The organism is Kitasatospora sp. NPDC006697 (assembly GCF_042869935.1).
Classification (GTDB): Bacteria; Actinomycetota; Actinomycetes; order Streptomycetales; family Streptomycetaceae; genus Kitasatospora.
On sequence record NZ_JBIAGU010000029.1, the window covers coordinates 35,615 to 50,380 of the forward strand.

Here is a 14,766-nt window from a genome sequence, read left to right on the forward strand (position 1 = left end):
CGGCGGATTCGCCGCTTCTGGCCTCCGGAGCTCCACCGAGTTGCGGTGCGGCGTTCGCCGGATGTTAGAAATCCCTGGTGACCGATGATCCCGAACCCTCGACCCGGCGCGTCTTCGTGGCGCTGGCCCCGCCCGACGACGCCAAGGAGGAACTGGTCCGGGCCCTGCGGCCGACCTACGACCGGTATCCGCGGCTGCGCTGGAACCGGGTCGAGGACTGGCACATCACCCTGGCCTTCCTCGGTGAACTGCCCTCCACGGCAGTGCCGTTGCTGCAGTCCGTGCTGGCCGGCGCGGCACCGGGGCAGCCCGCGCTGCGGCTCGGGCTGCGGGGCGGCGGGCACTTCGACGACCGGACGCTGTGGAGCGGCATCGCCGGGGACCTGGACGGGCTGCACCGGCTCGCCGGCGACGTCCGGGAGCTGGTGCGGTCCTGCGGGATCGAGTTCCGGGAGCGCCCGCTCAATCCGCACCTGACGCTGGCCCGGGCCCGGCGCGACGACCCCCTCGGCGTGCCGGGCGGCGCCGCCGACCTCGACGGGTTCGTGGGCCGGATGTGGTGGACCGAGAAGCTGCACCTGGTGGGCAGCGACTTCGGCCGCGGTCCCGGGCCGATCCGCTACCGGGACATCGACGCCTGGCCGCTGCGGGCGGCTCGGCGGGGCTGAGCCGCCGGGCCTGCTCGGCCCGGCGGCCCCACCGGCTACCGCAGCGGCTTCACGCCCGCCACGCCGTAGAGGATCTTCGTGGACTTCCCGCTGCGCATCCGCACGGTGTAGGCGCGCCCGAGGGACCAGGAGAGGATGTCCCGGGTGACCGGCACCACGCCGAACACCTCCACCGGGACGCCGTTGGCCGCGCACTCCTCGGCGAGCCGGGCGGGGGCGATGAAGTCGCGGTGGTCGTGCGAGCCCTTGGGCGCGGCCCAGCTGACCGGCAGCCCCTCGCCCGCCGTGATGACCGCGAACCGGGCCAGCAGGGTGTCCGCGATGGTGTCCATCACCAGGGTGCCGCCGGGCCTGAGCAGGCGGCAGCACTCGGCGACCACGTCGAACGGGCGCTCCACGTGCTCCAGGCAGTAGCCGGCCACCACCACGTCCGCGCAGCCGTCGGGCAGCGGGATGTCGTGGATGTCGTGGAGCAGCACCTCGTCGACGCCGTGCCGGCGGGCCACCTCGGCGCTCTTGGCGGAGACGTCGATGCCGAGGTGGCGGTAGCCCTTGTCCGCGATGTGCGGGTGCAGCAGGCCGCCGCCGCAGGCGACGTCGATCAGCAGGGCGCCGGGCCGGCTGGCCGGCGGGATGTGCTCGGCGCGGACGCTGGCGCACCAGTGCAGGATGGCGAGCGGGCCGCGGCGCTGCCACCAGTACGTCGACCAGGAGTCGTACTCGGCGGGCTCCGCCGCCGCGGGCTCGGCCTGCACCGGCTCGGCGCTCGGGGCAGGCGTCCGGCGCGCGTGCAGGGCGAGCGCCCGGAGCGCGTACGCCTCGGCGCGCACGCTGCCGGACGGCGGCCGGTCGGCGTCCGGGCGGAGCAGGAAGGCGGCCGCCGCCTCGAGCCGCGGCGCGTCGAGAACGCCGGTGGTGTAGGCGGCGATGACGCATCGCGCCGTCTGCACCGCCGAACTCGGCGTGCCCGCCGGCCCGTCGCTCCACCCGCCGTCCGGGTTCTGCTGCCGGTAGATCCACTCCATCGCGCCTTCCGCGGCGAGGTGCCCGGCACGCACGCCCGCCGCTTCGAGGCCGAGCAGGACCTCGGTGGTGGCACGCAGCGGGCCGTCGCGGCGGTCGTTCCAGCAGCCCTCGACGGCCTGCTCCGCCAGCAGCAGCCGGACGGCTCGCCGCACGGCCGGATGCCAGCCGTAGCCCTCGCCGCACAGCGCCTCGACGGCCTGGGCGGTGACGCCCGGCGCGGTGGGATCGACGGCGCCGGAGCCGTGCAGACCGTGGCGCGACCACCCGCCGTTCGCGGCCTGCCGTTCGAGCAGCCAGTGGACGCCCGCCGCGGCCACGGCGTCCGTCTCGCGGGTGTGCGGGGCCTGGACGGCGTGCAGGGCGCTCAGCACCGCGGCGGTGCCCGCCACGTCGGAGACGGCCATGGGGGCGAGGGCCGTGCGGGGCAGCAGCCGGTCGAGCGCGCGGTCCACCGCCGGGTCCGCGCCGGCCCGCTCCTGCGCCGCGGCCAGGCAGCGCAGCACCAGGGCGGCATCCACCGCGCCGGCCGGGAGCACGACGGCCTCCGGCGAGGCCAGGGCGTCGAGGGCGGCGCGCATGGCGGGGTGCCGGACCCCGTGGCCCAGCGCCCAGAGGGCCAGCGCGCAGACCGCGGTGTGCGCCCGGTCGCCGCCCCAACTCCCGCCGCTCTCCTGCCCGTCGAGGAGCACCCGGGCCGCCTCCGGACGCCGCCCGGCCCGGGCGCGGATGCCCTGCGCGGCACGCCGCACCGCGCCGCCCATGCGGCCACCGCCGCCGACCCGCAACTCCTCCACCTCGAAGCCGAGTTCACGCACCGGCCGGAGAACGCCCAAGACACCGGCCGCAGCAGCCAGCGCACCCGGAGCACCACCGGCCGCGGTGCCCAGCGCTCCTGAAGCACCGCCGGCCGCATCCCAGCCGATCACCCCCGCCACCGCCAGCAGCACCTGCGCGGGCTCCGGCGCGAGCGCCTCGACTCCGCCGCGCGCCACCACGAACCACGCCGCGCGCCGCAGCCCCCTGCCCTCCGCGTCGCCCCCGGCCACCCGCAGCGCCAGGTACGCGAACACCGTCGCGCAGAGATCCGACGGACCGTCGGCTTCCCGCGGGAACCCGCCGTCCCCGTTCTGCCGCGCGGCGATCCACTCCGCCCGCTCCGCCTCCCGCACCGGGTCGACGGCGTCGAGCAGCCGGCGCACCAGCAGCTCGACGGTCTCCCCGTGGAGGTCGGCCCCCGTCTCCTTCTCCAGCCGGTCGGCCAGCGCCGCACGCGAGGCCGCGAACTCCCCGGTCACCATGCGATCGGCAGGGTCTCGGGGCCCCGGAAGAGCACGCCGGTCTTCCACTCCACGTCCTCCGGATCGCAGGCGAGCCGCAGCCCCGGCATCCCCGCCAGCAGTGCCCCGAGCGCCACCTGAAGCTCCATCCGCGCCAGCGAGGCGCCGGTGCAGTGGTGCGCGCCGTGTCCGAAGGAGAGGTGCTGGCGCCCGTTGGCCCGGGTGAGGTCGAGCAGGTCGGGGCCGTCGAAGACCTCGGGGTCGCGGTTGGCGGCGTTGGTCGAGGTGAGCACCGGGCAGCCCACCGGCACGGTGCCGCCGCTGAGTTCGACCTCGGCGGCGGCGTAGCGCGGGTAGGCGGCGGAGACGGTCAGCGGGGTGAAGCGGAGCAACTCCTCGACGGCGTCGGGCAGGAGCTCCGGCCGGGACTTGAGCAGCGCCAGCTGCTCGGGGTGGGTGAAGAGCACGTACGCGAAGTCGGCGATCTCGTTGGCGGTGGTCTCGTAGCCGGCGATCAGCAGCAGCATGCAGAGGAAGACCAGTTCCTCCTCGGTCAGCCGGTCCTCCCGGTCCCGGGCCGCGACCAGCTCGCTGATCAGGTCCGCGGCCGGCTCGGCCCGCCGCTTCTTGACCAACTCTCCCATGTACATCAGGAGTTCACCCATGCTCGCCATCCTGGCCTGACCGCCGTCGCCGCCGACCAGCCGGTTGACCTCGGTGATCCAGTGGTGGAACCGGTGGCGGTCCTCGAACGGCACCCCCAGCAGCTCGCAGATCACGCCGATCGGGAACGGGACGGCGAAGTCGCGGACCAGGTCGGCCGTCGGCCCGGCTTCGACCATCGCCGCGACCAGTCCGGCGGCCAGCCGTTCGGTCGCCGGGCGCATCGACTCGGCGCGCTGGGCGGTGAACGAGGCCGCGATCAGGCGGCGGATCCGGGTGTGCTCGGGCGGGTCCATGTCCATCAGGCCCAGCGGCACCAGGTCGGGGGTGACCCGGGGCTGGTCGACGCCGGCCGGCACGGCCCGGCGGAAGCGCGGGTCGGCGAACACCGCCTTGACGTCCTCGTAGCGGGTGACCAGCAGGCCCGGATCGCCGTAGGGCATCCGCACCGGGCAGAGCGGTTCGTTCTTGCGCACCTGCTGGTAGAGCGCGTGCAGGTCGAGCGACCGGGTCGGCGTGAACGGATAGGGCCGTTCCGGCCCGGGTCCGTCCTGCTCGGCCAGGCCTGGGTCGCGGCTCTCGGCGGTCATGCCCCACCCCCATCGTCCGGAAGTCAACTCCCCGCTTTCACCGGGGCGATGACGGCGGACACTAACAGGCCGGTGCGCTGGTTCGCAGGGTCACCGATGTCCCCACCGGACATCACTGTCTCTGGACGGAGGGGTTCCGCCGGACTTCAATCTTCCGGGTATCCGGAAATCGACCCCGCTTTCCCGGGGCCATCCGCGAGGGGGAAGAGGCGAGAATGTCGCAGACCCGGTTGGAAAGGCCAGCGCCCCCGCCCGCCGCCGCCCCCGTCCCCTGGGTGCGGGCGTGGATTTCGGCGATGGGGCTGCGGATGACCGTGGTGATCCTGCTCCAGGCGCTGTTCGCACTCTCGGTGGCCCGCCATCTCGGCACCCTCTCCACCGGCCGGGCGCTGCTCACCCTGGCGCTGTTCGTGCCCGAGTCGATCGCCCGGCGCCTGCTCAACGACTACGACGACTTCAAGCGCGGCGTGGACGTGCCGGAGAACGCCCGGCGGGGCAGCGCGCTGGCGCTGGGCCTGTCGATGCGGCGGGTGCGGGCGGTCGGCCTGGTCTGCTTCGCGGCGGGGGCCGGCACGATGGGCTGGCTGCTGTACACCACGAGTCCGTGGTCACTGGTCGCGTTCCCGCTCTCCTTCGCCGTGCTGGTGTATTCCGGCGGGCCGGTCCCGCTCGGCCACCGCGGGCTCGGTGAGGCGCTGGACTTCGTGGCCGGCGGTTTCTACGTGGTGGCCGCGGTGATCTGGGTGAATGTGCACCGGATGCCGTTGGCGGGCGTGACGGCGGCGGCCACCGCGGGATTCCTGTTCGCCGCGACGATGTTCCACAACGACCTGCGCGATGCCACCGAGGACATCCGGGCCGGCAAGCGCACGCTCGCCCACGCGCTCTCGCCGCTGGCCTCCAAGGTCTGCTACGCGGTATTCGTGCTCGGACCGTTCCCCTGCCTCGCCGTGACCGCCTATTCGGTCCACTCCTGGCGGTTCGCCGTACCGCTGGTGCTGCTGCCGTACGCGCTCTGGCTGGTGGTCGGGGTGGCCCGGTCCCGGCTGGGCGGCACGATGCCGTCCTGGGGCCACCTGCCGCGGCTGCTGACGGCGGTCTTCGCCCTGCTCTCGCTCGCCGTCTGGATCTGACGGTCTGTCAGCTCCGACGAACCGTCACTCAACTCCGACCGTGGTCGAGGTGGTCACCGAATGTCTGTCCTGTGCCCTCCAGAGGTGCACTTCCCCGAGCACGAGGTCACCCTCGAGGACACGCTCGCGGCGGCCCGGCGGCTGCATCCGCGGCATCCGCGCCTGGACACCGTGCTGAGCCTGATCGAGAACACCGGGGTGCGCACCCGCCGCATCCTGCAACCGCTGGAGGCGACCCTCGCCCACCCGGGGGTGGCCGCCCGCACCGGCCTCTACTGGCAGGCGGTCCGCACCCACCTGCCGGGCGTGGTCGCCGGGGCACTGGAGCGGGCCGAGGTCTCCCGCGACCAGATCCACGCGGTGGTCTTCGTCTCCTGCACCGGCTTCAGCATGCCCTCGCCGATCGTCTGGATGGTCAACGAGCTGGGGCTGCCCACCGGCGTCGACCAGATCCCGCTGGCCCAACTCGGCTGCGCGGCGGGCAGCGGGGCGATCAGCGCCGCCGCCCGCTACTGCCGGGCGCATCCGGACCGCAACGTGCTGATCGTCGCCTTCGAGCTCTGCTCGCTCTGCTACCAGCCGACCGACAGCGACGTGGGCGCGCTGCTCTCGGCCGGGCTGTTCGGCGACGGCTTCGCCGCCGCGGTGATGCGCGGCACCGCCCGCTCCGGTCTGCGGATCGAGCGGTCGGCCTCCGAGACCATCTCGGGCACCGCGGACTGGATCTCCTACGACGTCCGGGAGACCGGCTTCCACTTCCGGCTGGACAGCCGGGTCCGGCACACCATGCGCGCGGTCACCCCGTCGATCGGCAAGCTGGTGGCGGAGGCGGGCACGACCACCGGGCAGCTGGACTTCGTGCTGGCCCACGCGGGCGGTCCGCGGATCCTGGCGGACCTGACCCGGTACCTGGACATCGACCCGGCGCTGCACCGGTTCAGCCGGGCCGCACTCTCCGAACACGGCAACACCGCGAGCGTCCTGATCTTCGACTCGTTGGCGCGGTTCTGGGACGACGGGGCGGCCCGACCGGGCGCGCGCGGCATCATCGCCGGCTTCGGCCCCGGGGTCAGCGCCGACTTCTCCCTGGGGGTGGTCCTGTGAACGACACGCGAGGCTCGGCACGCCGGGCGGGTGCGTCACCGGTGGTGCTGATCACCGGCTGCTCCTCCGGCATCGGGCGGGCGGTCGCGCTGCGGGCCGTGCGCGCGGGCTTCACCACCGTGGCGACGGCCCGCCGGCCGGAGACGCTGGCCGACTTGGAGGCCGCCGGCTGCCTGGTGCGCGCGCTGGACGTGACCGACGACGAGTCCCGCCGCAAGGTGGTGGCGGAGCTGGAGGAGCGGTTCGGCGGTGTCGACGCGCTCGTCAACAACGCCGGCTACGGCGAGTTGGGCCCCTTCGAGGAGGTCCCGCTGGACCGCTGGGACCGGCAGTTCCAGACCAATGTCTTCGGCCCGGTGGCGCTCGCCCAGCTGGTGCTGCCGGGGATGCGGGCCCGCGGGCACGGCCGGATCGTCAACGTCAGCTCGCTGGCCGGGAAGATCGTGCTGCCGGTGGGCGCCGCCTACCACGCCAGCAAGTTCGCGCTGGAGGCCGCGATGGAGGGGCTCTGGCTGGAGGTGCAGCGGTTCGGCGTCGACGTGAGCCTGGTGCTGCCGGGCGCCGTCAACACCAAGTGGGCGGCGAACGTGCCGGAGCAGCAGGAGTACGCCTCCGGCGCCTACGGCGACCTGGTGGCCGAGCTGGCCCGGGAGATGGCCAAGCGGCTGCCGCGCGGCGCCTCGGTGGAGTATGCCTCCTCGGTGGTGATGCGCGCGCTCACCGACCCCAGGCCGCGGCTGCGCTATCCGGTGGGGCTGGACGCCAAGCTGCTGCTGCCGGTCAGCCGGCTGGTGCCCGGGCGGCTCTGGTCGGCCTGGGTGCGCAGCCACTTCCCGTCGATGCGGCGCACCCCGGCGCGGGCCGTCGAGCCGCCGGTGCGGGACGGGGCGCGGCGGTGACCGGGGCGGACCGGGGCTCCCGGGTGGCGGCGGCCGGGGTGCTGGCCTGCGCGGCCGGGCTGGCCGTGGCGTTCCGGGGTCCCGAGCGGGCGCACTGGCGCACGCTGGCGCTGACCCACGGCGGGTTGGGGCTGGCCGCGGCGCTGGTGGAGCCCGCCGCCCGGCACCGGTCGGCGGGCCGGGAGGACGTGCTGACGGCCCTTCGGACCGGCACGGGCATGGTCGCGGGCGGCATGCTGCTCGACACGGTGGCCCGGCGCGCCCTGCCCCGGGTCGCGGCGGACGCGCGGAGCCTGCGGAAGCTGGCGGGCACGGCCGGCCCGGTGCGGATGTGCGCGCACCTGCTGCTGGTGGTCGCGCCCGCCGAGGAGCTGTTCTGGCGGGGCCTGGTGCAGGACCGGCTGACCCGCCGCCTCGGCCCCGGCCGGGCCGCCGCGGCGACCACCGTGCTCTACACGCTGGCCCACGTGCCGGCCGGCAACGCGGCGGTGACCGGCGCCGCCTCCGCACTCGGCGGCACCCTGTCGCTGCTGCGCGCCCGCGGGGCGAGCCTGGAACGCCTGGCCCTGGTGCACGCCTGCTGGGTGGTCCCGGCGCTGCTGGCCGAGCGGCTCCGCACCCCCGCCGAGGAGAAGGGGCCCGCCATGACCGCGGAACCGGCCGGCCGGACCGTGACCCGCTGGGGACGGCTGGCGCAGCTCGCCAACAACGCCGTGCACACCGCCCTCTACGAGCGCACCGGCGGCCGGCTGGGCGGGCGGATGCTGGGCAACCGGGTCGGCATCCTGACCACGGTGCGGCCGCGCGACGGCCGGCCGTACTCGGTGCCGCTCTTCACCTTCCGGGACGGGGCGGACGTCATCGTGGTGGCCTCCTACCGGGGTTCGACGGGCGATCCGCGGTGGTTCCGCAACCTGCTGGCCGAGCCGGACGCGGAGCTGCGACTCGGCGGCCGGGTGCGGGCGGTGCGGGCGCGGGTGCTGAAGGCGGAGGAGCGGGAGGCGGCCTGGCAGCGGGTGGTGCGCGGCTTCGCGGGCTACGCGGAGTACCAGCGCCGGACGACCCGGGAGATCCCGCTGGTGCGGCTCTCGCCGCGACCGGGGCGGGGCTGAGGTGCCCGGCCCGGAGCAGCCCTCCCCGCGCGCCGTCGAGGCGGGCCAGGCGCTGTACTCCCGGTCCTTCCTGCGGGTGTACGACACCGTGGTCTACCGGATCAACTCCCCGCTCACCTGGCGCTGTCCGAAGGCGCGCCTGGTCGCGCTCTACGACCGGCACGTCTCGGGCCGCCACCTGGACGTCGGCGTCGCCTCCGGGGTGCTGCTCGACGAGTGCCGCCTCCCCGGGCCGGCGCCGGAACTGACGCTGATGGACCTCAACCCGCACTCGCTGGCGGCCGCCTCCCGCCGGCTGCGCCGCTACCGGCCGCGGCTGCACCGGGGCGACGTGCTGCGCCCGTGGGGGCTGCCGGACGGGTCCGTGGACTCGGTCGGCATGGTCCACCTGCTGCACTGCCTGCCGGGGTCGCTGCCCGGCAAGGCCGTGGTCTTCGAGCACGCCCGGCGGGTGCTGCGGCCGGGCGGCACGCTGTTCGGCGCGACCATCCCCGGCTCGGGGGTGCGGCACAACCGGTCGGCGCGGCTGCAACTGGCGCTCGCCAACCGGCGCGGGATCATGTCCAACCGGCTGGACCGGCTGGCCGACCTGGACGCGGCCCTCGGGTCCGTCTTCGCCGACCACCAGGTCGCGGTCGCCGGGTCGGTGGCGCTCTTCTGGGCGCGGACGAGCTGAGCGACGGGGCTCGGTCCCGTACACGAAGGGGAAAGTTCGACCGGGAAGGGCCGGGTGGCATCACGGCGCAGTAAATCCGCCGCCCGGGCCGCGCCGTTGACCCATTGCAATACCACCGGCATGATTGTCGTGTCATCATCATTTATCGATCTTGTCGCACGTTCTGGTTTTCGCACGAGAAGCTGCTGCGGGCCCGCACGTTCCCGGCCGGCCCGAAGTGGACCACCGTGAGGGGGAGACTCCGTGTTGGGTCCGAATCGGATGAACGTGGCACGAACGCTCCGGCCTGAGCAGGCCTTCGCCGCCGAAAGGGAATTACCGATTCCTGATTGTTCCCCGGAGGAACAGGGCCAGGCCGAGGGGCACTTCCAGGACGCGCACGAGGCCGTGCGGCTGCTCTCCGGCAAATGGGTCTTCGCCGTGCTGGTGCAGCTCGCCGAGGGCCCGCAGCACCACAACGAACTGGCACGTTCCACGGGCGTGGCCGAGAACAAACCGCTGGACCGCACCCTGCACCGCCTGCTCCGGATGCGGCTGGTCGACCGCACCGTCCACAATGTCGGCGGCTCCGCACCCCGGGTGCGCTACCAACTCACGCCCCGCGGCCATTCCGTGCTGCCGATCATCGACGAACTGGCGGGGTGGTGGCAGGCGGCGGAACTCCCGGAGCATTGATGGACGCCGGTCGGAAATCCACGAATCCTTCACTGACCGTGGGCGAAGAACTCGCCCGGGAACGCGGCTGGAATTTCCTGGCCACCGCCGCCGATACCCTCCCGCCGGCCTCCCTCGCCTTCGAGATCGACCTGCGCACGCCGGTCTCCCCCGCTGAGGTGGTCCGCCGCGCCCGGGCCGAACTGGGCGTCGAGCTCGACTTCCTGCCGCGCGACGAGGGCTTCACGGCGATGCTCGCACTCGACAACCTGCCCCATCCGCTGCCGCCCCGCGCCCGGCCGCTGCTGCCCGGCCTGCTCCGCACCATCGAGTCCTGCCGCTGGCAGGGCCGGTACCGGTTCTTCCCCGGCGTGCCGGAGTTCGCCGCGGACACCGACTGCACGGCGCTCGCCACGGCCGCGTTGCACCGGCACCGGTCGCTGCTGCGCTCCCGGCTGGCCGAGACCGGCCGCCACCTGCTGGCGGCCGGCGCACCGGTGGCGGCGGGCCTGCGGCCGGGCGCGGTGATGGTCTACTGGGAGGACGGCGCGGAGCCGCTGGCCCGGCCGCGCGGCCGCAAGCACGACGCGGTGGTCAGCGCCAACGTCCTGCGCGCCCTGCACCTCGCGGACCGGCGGCACGGCCCCGTCGTCGAGGCCACCCTCGGCCAGGTCGAGGACCACCTCCGGTCCGGGCGGTACCTCGGCGGCACCCGCTACTACCCCTCCCCCGCCACCTTCCTGCACGCCGCCGCCCGGCTCTGCGGCCAGTGCCCGGCCTGCGCGGCCCGCCTCGGCCCGCCACTGCGCAGTGCCTGCGCCGCCCACCCCGCGCCGGCCAACGCCCTGGACCTGGCGCTGCTCACCATCTGCGCCCGGGCCTGCGGCCTCCCGGCCCACGGCACCCACCGGGCGGCCCTCACCCGCCTGCAGCGGCCGGACGGCGCCTGGCCGGCGCACGGCTACTTCCGCACCGGCCGGCTCCCGGTGTACTTCGGCTCCGCCCACCTGACCACGGTCTTCGCCCTGCGCGCCCTGGAGCCTGCCGCCGCGCGGTGAGGCGGCGCCGGTCAGGGCGTGAGCAGGCCCCGCCGGTAGGCCTTGACCAGGTTGCGCGGCACCAGGTGCTCGCGGCCGTCGATGGTGAGCGGGACGAGCTGGGGCGCCGCGGCCTTCCACCGGGCCCGGCGGTGGCGGGTGTTGCTGCGGGAGGTCCTGCGCTTGGGGACGGCCATGGGGCGGCTCCTCTGTTCGGTTCGGCGGGCAGCGGTACACGGTCGGGCGACGGGTTCAGGTGACGGGGTCCAGCAGGTCCTCGAAGGCGTCCGGCAGCGCCTTCCAGCCGGGTTCGCCGGCGGCGAGTTCGGCGTCGGTGAGCAGGCAGGAGTCCAGCAGGCCGGTGATGCCGTCCGCGTCCAGGCCTTCGGCGGTGAAGGCGAGTTGCTGGATCCGGTCGCCGTGCAGCGGGTGCCAGTCGAGGGCGGCGGCGGCCCGCCGGGCGGGCGGGTAGCGGTCCCAGGCGGAGTCGCCGAGCGAGGCCAGCCAGGGGCCGCACTCCTCGACCACCAGGTTGGCCCCGGCCGCGTCCCAACCGAGCATCAGGTCGGGGCGGTTGGCCAGCCAGAACCGGCCGCGGCTGCGCTGCGCGGCGGGGACCAGCTGGTCCAGCGCCTGGTAGAACCGGCCGGGGTGCAGCGGGCGGCGGCGCTCCCAGACCAGGGTGGCGGTGCCCGCCTCGTCGCGCTCCTGGGGCAGCAGCGCGAGCGCCGGGTTGACCCGGTCCCGGGCCGCCGGGACGTCGAAGCCGCCGAGCGCGGCCCGCACCAGCGCACCGGTGCCGATCCGCACCACCCGTGCGGTGGAGTGGAGTTGGTGCAGCATGGCGAGCCCGGAGCGGCGCTCGGGGGCGTCGCCGAGCGGCCCGGCCCGCGGCACGGCGAGCACGGTGGCGTACTCGATCTGGTGGGCCAGCGCCTCGGCCCGGGTGCGGGTGTCCCGGACGGCGGTGTGCAGGCCGTGTTCGGCCAGCCCGTCCGGCACGGACAGCTCGCCGACCAGCCGCAGCGGGTCCACCGCCGTGACCACGCCCGCGAGTTCGACGGCCCCGGCCAGGCCGCGGTCGCCGGCCTCGCCGCCGGCGATCAGCTCGGCGGCCGGGTGCGGATCGCTGCCGCCCCACAACTCGACGACGGCCAGGCCGTACTGGCCCTCGTCGGCGATCCGCAGCAGTTCCGGCAGCAGGTCCTCGCGCAGCGCGCAGCAGGAGCAGTCGTTGGTCAGCGGCACCCGCGCCGCCGCGAAGCCGTGCCGCTGGTCGCGCAGCCGGCGGTGCACGGTGCCCTGCGCGGCCTCGCGCAGGTCGTGGTGGAGCACCACGGCCTCCAGGCAGCCGTGCAGCAGTTCGTCGACGGCCTGCCGGCGCTCCTCCTCGTGCAGGCCGGCGACCAGCACGACGGGCAGTTTGGGGTAGTCGGTCATCGTGGCCCCGGCTACCAGCTGGCCTTGCGGACGCCCGGGAGCTGTCCGGCGTGCGCGAGGGTGCGCAGGTTGATCCGGGAGAGCCCGAAGGCGCGCTGGTAGCCGCGCGGGCGGCCGTCCACGGCGTCCCGGTTGCGCACCCGGGTGGCGCTGGCGTCGCGCGGCTGGCGGCCCAACTCGGCAGCGGCGGCCGCGCGTTCCCCGGCGTCGCTGGTCGGAGCGGCGATCACCCGCTTGAGCTCCGCACGGCGCTCGGCGTAGCGGGCGACCACGGCGCGGCGCTGCTCGTTCTTGGCGATCTTGCTGCGCTTGGCCATCAGATCCGCTCCCCGCGGGCCCGGAGCCGCGCCACGGCGGCCTCGATGCCGATGCTGTCGACGGTCTTGACCGCCTTGGCGCTGAGCGTGAGCCGGACGTGCCGGCCGAGGCTGGGCACCCAGTAGCGCTTCTGCTGGACGTTGGGGTCGAAGCGGCGCCGGGTGCGCCGGTGCGAGTGCGAGATGGCGTTGCCGAAGCCCGGCTTGCGGCCGGTCAGTTGGCAGTGGGCGGACATGGGTCCCCCTTCGGTGGCTGGACGTGCGGGCAGGACGGGCCGCACGGCGCCGCGCAGGGCGGGCCGGCTCCCGGGTACGGCCCAACGATAGCTCAGATGAAAACGAGTTTCATTTCGGGTAGTGTCGCCGCCGACCCCGACCCGGAGGGAAGGACCCCGCCATGGCCCGCAACGAACTGCGCCCGATCGTCAAACTCCGCTCGACCGCCGGCACCGGCTACACCTACGTGACCCGGAAGAACCGCCGCAACGACCCCGACCGCCTGGTGCTGCGCAAGTACGACCCGGTGCTCGGCCGCCACACCGAGTTCCGCGAAGAGCGCTGACCGCCCCGATCCCCCGAGGAGCACACCCATGAAGCCCGGCATCCACCCCGCCTACCGCCCCGTCGTCTTCCGCGACCGGGCCGGCGGCCTCGCCTTCCTCACCCGGTCGACCGCGACCAGCGACCGCACCGTCGAGTGGGAGGACGGCCGCACCTATCCCGTCATCGACGTCGAGGTCTCCTCCGCGAGCCACCCGTTCTACACCGGCAGGTCCCGGGTGGTGGACGCGGCCGGCCGGGTCGAGCGGTTCAACCGCCGCTACGGCACGCCCGGCCGCTGACCGGCCGCTCCGTCACTTCACCGAGTCCGTCACTTCACCGAGGCGGAGCGCTCCCCGGCCTCCGCCCGCACTCCGCCGGCCGCCTCGCCCGGCGGGCCGCCTGCCGCGGCTCCGGCGCGCATCAGCGCCGCCGCCGCGATCAGCAGCACGGCGACCACCGCGAACCCGTTCGCGCCGAACCGCGTGGTGAGCCAGGCCAGCACGGCGGGGCCGAGCACGGCGACGGCCTCCGGGCCGGTGCCGAAGAAGCCCAGGTAGAGGGCCTGGCGGCGGTCCTCGGGCGCGAGTGCGAAGGAGAGCGTCCAGCCGGCCGTGACCTGGATGATCTCGCCGAGCGTGAAGCAGAGCACCGCCAGCGCCAGCGAGGCCACCGCCAGGGCGGTCGGCACGAAGGCCGCCAGCGCGAGCAGCCCGCACCCGGCGGCCAGCAGTACGGCGGCCGCCCAGCCCGCACGCACCCCGCCGCGCAGCCCGCTCACCCGGTTGCCGATCGGCACCTGGAGCGCCACCACCGTCAGCGTGTTGAGCAGCAGCAGCACGCCCATCAGCGCGGGCGCCACGCTGGTCCGGTGGGCCAGCCAGAGCGGGGTCATCACGCTGATCAGCGGGATGTGCGCGGAGAGCAGCCCGTTGCCGGCGGTCAGCAGCACGAACCGCCGGTCCCGCAGCGGCAGCAGCGCCGACCGGACCCGCGCGCCCAGCCCCGCCGCGGGAGCGGTCCGCTCGCCCTGCTCGGGCCCGAGGTCGGCCATCCGCCAGGTGGCGCGGGCCAGCAGGGCGGCGGAGAGGAAGAAGACCAGCGCGACCAGCAGCACGATCGCGTCGAAGGCACCCCGGCGCACCTGCAGCAGGCTGGCCGCGCCGAGCATCGCGCCCAGCGTGACGCCGATGTTGGTGGCCACCTGGATGCCGGCCATGGTGCCGGCCCGCTCCCCCTCCGGGACGAACCGGCCCACCATGATCTGGCTGAACATCTTGCCCGGCCCGTCGGCCACCGAGACCACGGCCAGCGCGAGGTAGAAGGTCGTGGTGGAGTCGACGGCCAGGAAGCTGAGGAAGGAGAGGCCGCGGAAGACCTGCAGCACGGTGGCGACCCGCCCGGCGTGGAACCGGCGGGCCAGCGAGGAGATCGGCATCATCGCCAGCAGCCCGAGGATGCCGCCCATCGCCAGCCCCTCGCCGACCTGATCGGCCGTCAGGCCGAGCAGCCGGGTGAAGAAGAGGGTGGAGGCGGAGATCCAGACGCCGGTGCCGATCCAGCCGGTCATCGCGGCGCCGGCCACCGCCCGGCCCACCGGGTGCGCGGGGACCTGTCCGCGCACCCACCG

Annotated in this window: 17 protein-coding genes; 10 read left to right on the forward strand and 7 right to left on the reverse strand. The window is 74.8% G+C overall.

Translation table 11 applies throughout. The features are described from left to right. Positions 1–77: 77 nt before the first annotated feature. Positions 78–668 (forward strand): RNA 2',3'-cyclic phosphodiesterase, encoded by a 591-nt coding sequence (thpR, locus tag ACFYNO_RS31145; RefSeq protein WP_388020154.1) that lies wholly within the window; start codon positions 78–80, stop codon positions 666–668. A 35-nt stretch (positions 669–703) separates the two neighbouring features. On the opposite strand, the gene ACFYNO_RS31150 is transcribed toward thpR, so the two are convergent. Both ACFYNO_RS31150 and ACFYNO_RS31155 read right to left on the reverse strand, forming a co-directional pair. Next, positions 704–2,992, reverse strand: coding sequence for a methyltransferase domain-containing protein (locus ACFYNO_RS31150; RefSeq protein ID WP_388020157.1), 2,289 nt, complete (start codon positions 2,990–2,992; stop codon positions 704–706). Next, positions 2,986–4,224, reverse strand: coding sequence for a cytochrome P450 (locus ACFYNO_RS31155; RefSeq protein WP_388020160.1), 1,239 nt, complete (start codon positions 4,222–4,224; stop codon positions 2,986–2,988). The genes ACFYNO_RS31150 and ACFYNO_RS31155 overlap by 7 nt, the downstream gene beginning before the upstream one ends. Before the next feature lie 308 nt (positions 4,225–4,532). On the opposite strand from ACFYNO_RS31155, the gene ACFYNO_RS31160 reads away from it, so the two are divergent. From ACFYNO_RS31160 to ACFYNO_RS31190, 7 genes are all read left to right on the forward strand, one after another. Beyond that, on the forward strand, positions 4,533–5,357 hold the full coding sequence (locus ACFYNO_RS31160) for a prenyltransferase (RefSeq protein ID WP_388020163.1): 825 nt from the start codon (positions 4,533–4,535) through the stop codon (positions 5,355–5,357). A gap of 60 nt (positions 5,358–5,417) precedes the next feature. Further along, a complete protein-coding gene (locus ACFYNO_RS31165) occupies positions 5,418–6,461 on the forward strand; it encodes a type III polyketide synthase (RefSeq protein WP_388020166.1) in 1,044 nt (347 codons plus the stop codon). Beyond that, positions 6,458–7,360, forward strand: coding sequence for an SDR family oxidoreductase (locus ACFYNO_RS31170; RefSeq protein ID WP_388020169.1), 903 nt, complete (start codon positions 6,458–6,460; stop codon positions 7,358–7,360). The genes ACFYNO_RS31165 and ACFYNO_RS31170 overlap by 4 nt, the downstream gene beginning before the upstream one ends. Continuing rightward, positions 7,357–8,472, forward strand: a complete 1,116-nt coding sequence (locus tag ACFYNO_RS31175) for a nitroreductase/quinone reductase family protein (protein ID WP_388020172.1) — start codon at positions 7,357–7,359, stop codon at positions 8,470–8,472. Before ACFYNO_RS31170 ends, ACFYNO_RS31175 begins: the two co-directional genes overlap by 4 nt. A gap of 1 nt (position 8,473) precedes the next feature. Beyond that, entirely contained in the window at positions 8,474–9,148 is a 675-nt protein-coding gene (locus ACFYNO_RS31180) for a methyltransferase domain-containing protein (RefSeq protein ID WP_388020175.1), read from the forward strand. Between the two features lie 267 nt (positions 9,149–9,415). After that, the gene (locus ACFYNO_RS31185; protein WP_388020178.1) at positions 9,416–9,823 is read left to right on the forward strand and encodes a winged helix-turn-helix transcriptional regulator; all 408 of its coding nucleotides are present in this window, start codon (positions 9,416–9,418) and stop codon (positions 9,821–9,823) included. Positions 9,824–9,861: 38 nt separating this feature from the next. Further along, on the forward strand, positions 9,862–10,860 hold the full coding sequence (locus ACFYNO_RS31190; RefSeq protein WP_388020181.1) for a hypothetical protein: 999 nt from the start codon (positions 9,862–9,864) through the stop codon (positions 10,858–10,860). Between the two features lie 11 nt (positions 10,861–10,871). Here the strand turns inward: ACFYNO_RS31190 and rpmF are convergent, their stop codons facing one another. From rpmF to rpmB, 4 genes are read right to left on the reverse strand one after another with little or no spacing between them, the layout of a single operon-like run. Continuing rightward, positions 10,872–11,036 (reverse strand): 50S ribosomal protein L32, encoded by a 165-nt coding sequence (rpmF, locus tag ACFYNO_RS31195; protein WP_388020184.1) that lies wholly within the window; start codon positions 11,034–11,036, stop codon positions 10,872–10,874. Between the two features lie 55 nt (positions 11,037–11,091). Further along, entirely contained in the window at positions 11,092–12,279 is a 1,188-nt protein-coding gene (locus ACFYNO_RS31200; RefSeq protein WP_388020187.1) for a CobW family GTP-binding protein, read from the reverse strand. A gap of 11 nt (positions 12,280–12,290) precedes the next feature. Continuing rightward, a complete protein-coding gene (gene rpsN / locus ACFYNO_RS31205; RefSeq protein ID WP_388020189.1) occupies positions 12,291–12,596 on the reverse strand; it encodes a 30S ribosomal protein S14 in 306 nt (101 codons plus the stop codon). Beyond that, on the reverse strand, positions 12,596–12,832 hold the full coding sequence (rpmB, locus tag ACFYNO_RS31210) for a 50S ribosomal protein L28 (RefSeq protein ID WP_388020192.1): 237 nt from the start codon (positions 12,830–12,832) through the stop codon (positions 12,596–12,598). The genes rpsN and rpmB overlap by 1 nt, the downstream gene beginning before the upstream one ends. Positions 12,833–12,993: 161 nt before the next feature. On the opposite strand from rpmB, the gene rpmG reads away from it, so the two are divergent. Both rpmG and ACFYNO_RS31220 read left to right on the forward strand, forming a co-directional pair. Beyond that, complete coding sequence (gene rpmG / locus ACFYNO_RS31215) at positions 12,994–13,158, forward strand: 50S ribosomal protein L33 (RefSeq protein ID WP_388020195.1); 165 nt, start codon at positions 12,994–12,996, stop codon at positions 13,156–13,158. Positions 13,159–13,186: 28 nt separating this feature from the next. Next, a complete protein-coding gene (locus ACFYNO_RS31220; RefSeq protein ID WP_388020198.1) occupies positions 13,187–13,438 on the forward strand; it encodes a type B 50S ribosomal protein L31 in 252 nt (83 codons plus the stop codon). Between the two features lie 29 nt (positions 13,439–13,467). Here the strand turns inward: ACFYNO_RS31220 and ACFYNO_RS31225 are convergent, their stop codons facing one another. Continuing rightward, the gene (locus ACFYNO_RS31225) at positions 13,468–14,760 is read right to left on the reverse strand and encodes an MFS transporter (protein ID WP_388020201.1); all 1,293 of its coding nucleotides are present in this window, start codon (positions 14,758–14,760) and stop codon (positions 13,468–13,470) included. Between the last annotated feature and the right edge of the window lie 6 nt (positions 14,761–14,766).

Excerpts from the sequence above, each read along its gene's own strand:
- ACFYNO_RS31150 (WP_388020157.1), bottom strand. The coding sequence starts at position 2,992 with ATGGTGACCGGGGAGTTCGCGGCCTCGCGTGCGGCGCTGGCCGACCGG.
- ACFYNO_RS31155 (WP_388020160.1), bottom strand. The coding sequence starts at position 4,224 with ATGACCGCCGAGAGCCGCGACCCAGGCCTGGCCGAGCAGGACGGACCC.
- ACFYNO_RS31160 (WP_388020163.1), top strand. The coding sequence starts at position 4,533 with ATGACCGTGGTGATCCTGCTCCAGGCGCTGTTCGCACTCTCGGTGGCC.
- ACFYNO_RS31165 (WP_388020166.1), top strand. The coding sequence starts at position 5,418 with ATGTCTGTCCTGTGCCCTCCAGAGGTGCACTTCCCCGAGCACGAGGTC.
- rpmF (WP_388020184.1), bottom strand. The coding sequence starts at position 11,036 with ATGGCCGTCCCCAAGCGCAGGACCTCCCGCAGCAACACCCGCCACCGC.
- ACFYNO_RS31200 (WP_388020187.1), bottom strand. The coding sequence starts at position 12,279 with ATGACCGACTACCCCAAACTGCCCGTCGTGCTGGTCGCCGGCCTGCAC.
- rpsN (WP_388020189.1), bottom strand. The coding sequence starts at position 12,596 with ATGGCCAAGCGCAGCAAGATCGCCAAGAACGAGCAGCGCCGCGCCGTG.
- rpmB (WP_388020192.1), bottom strand. The coding sequence starts at position 12,832 with ATGTCCGCCCACTGCCAACTGACCGGCCGCAAGCCGGGCTTCGGCAAC.
- rpmG (WP_388020195.1), top strand. The coding sequence starts at position 12,994 with ATGGCCCGCAACGAACTGCGCCCGATCGTCAAACTCCGCTCGACCGCC.
- ACFYNO_RS31220 (WP_388020198.1), top strand. The coding sequence starts at position 13,187 with ATGAAGCCCGGCATCCACCCCGCCTACCGCCCCGTCGTCTTCCGCGAC.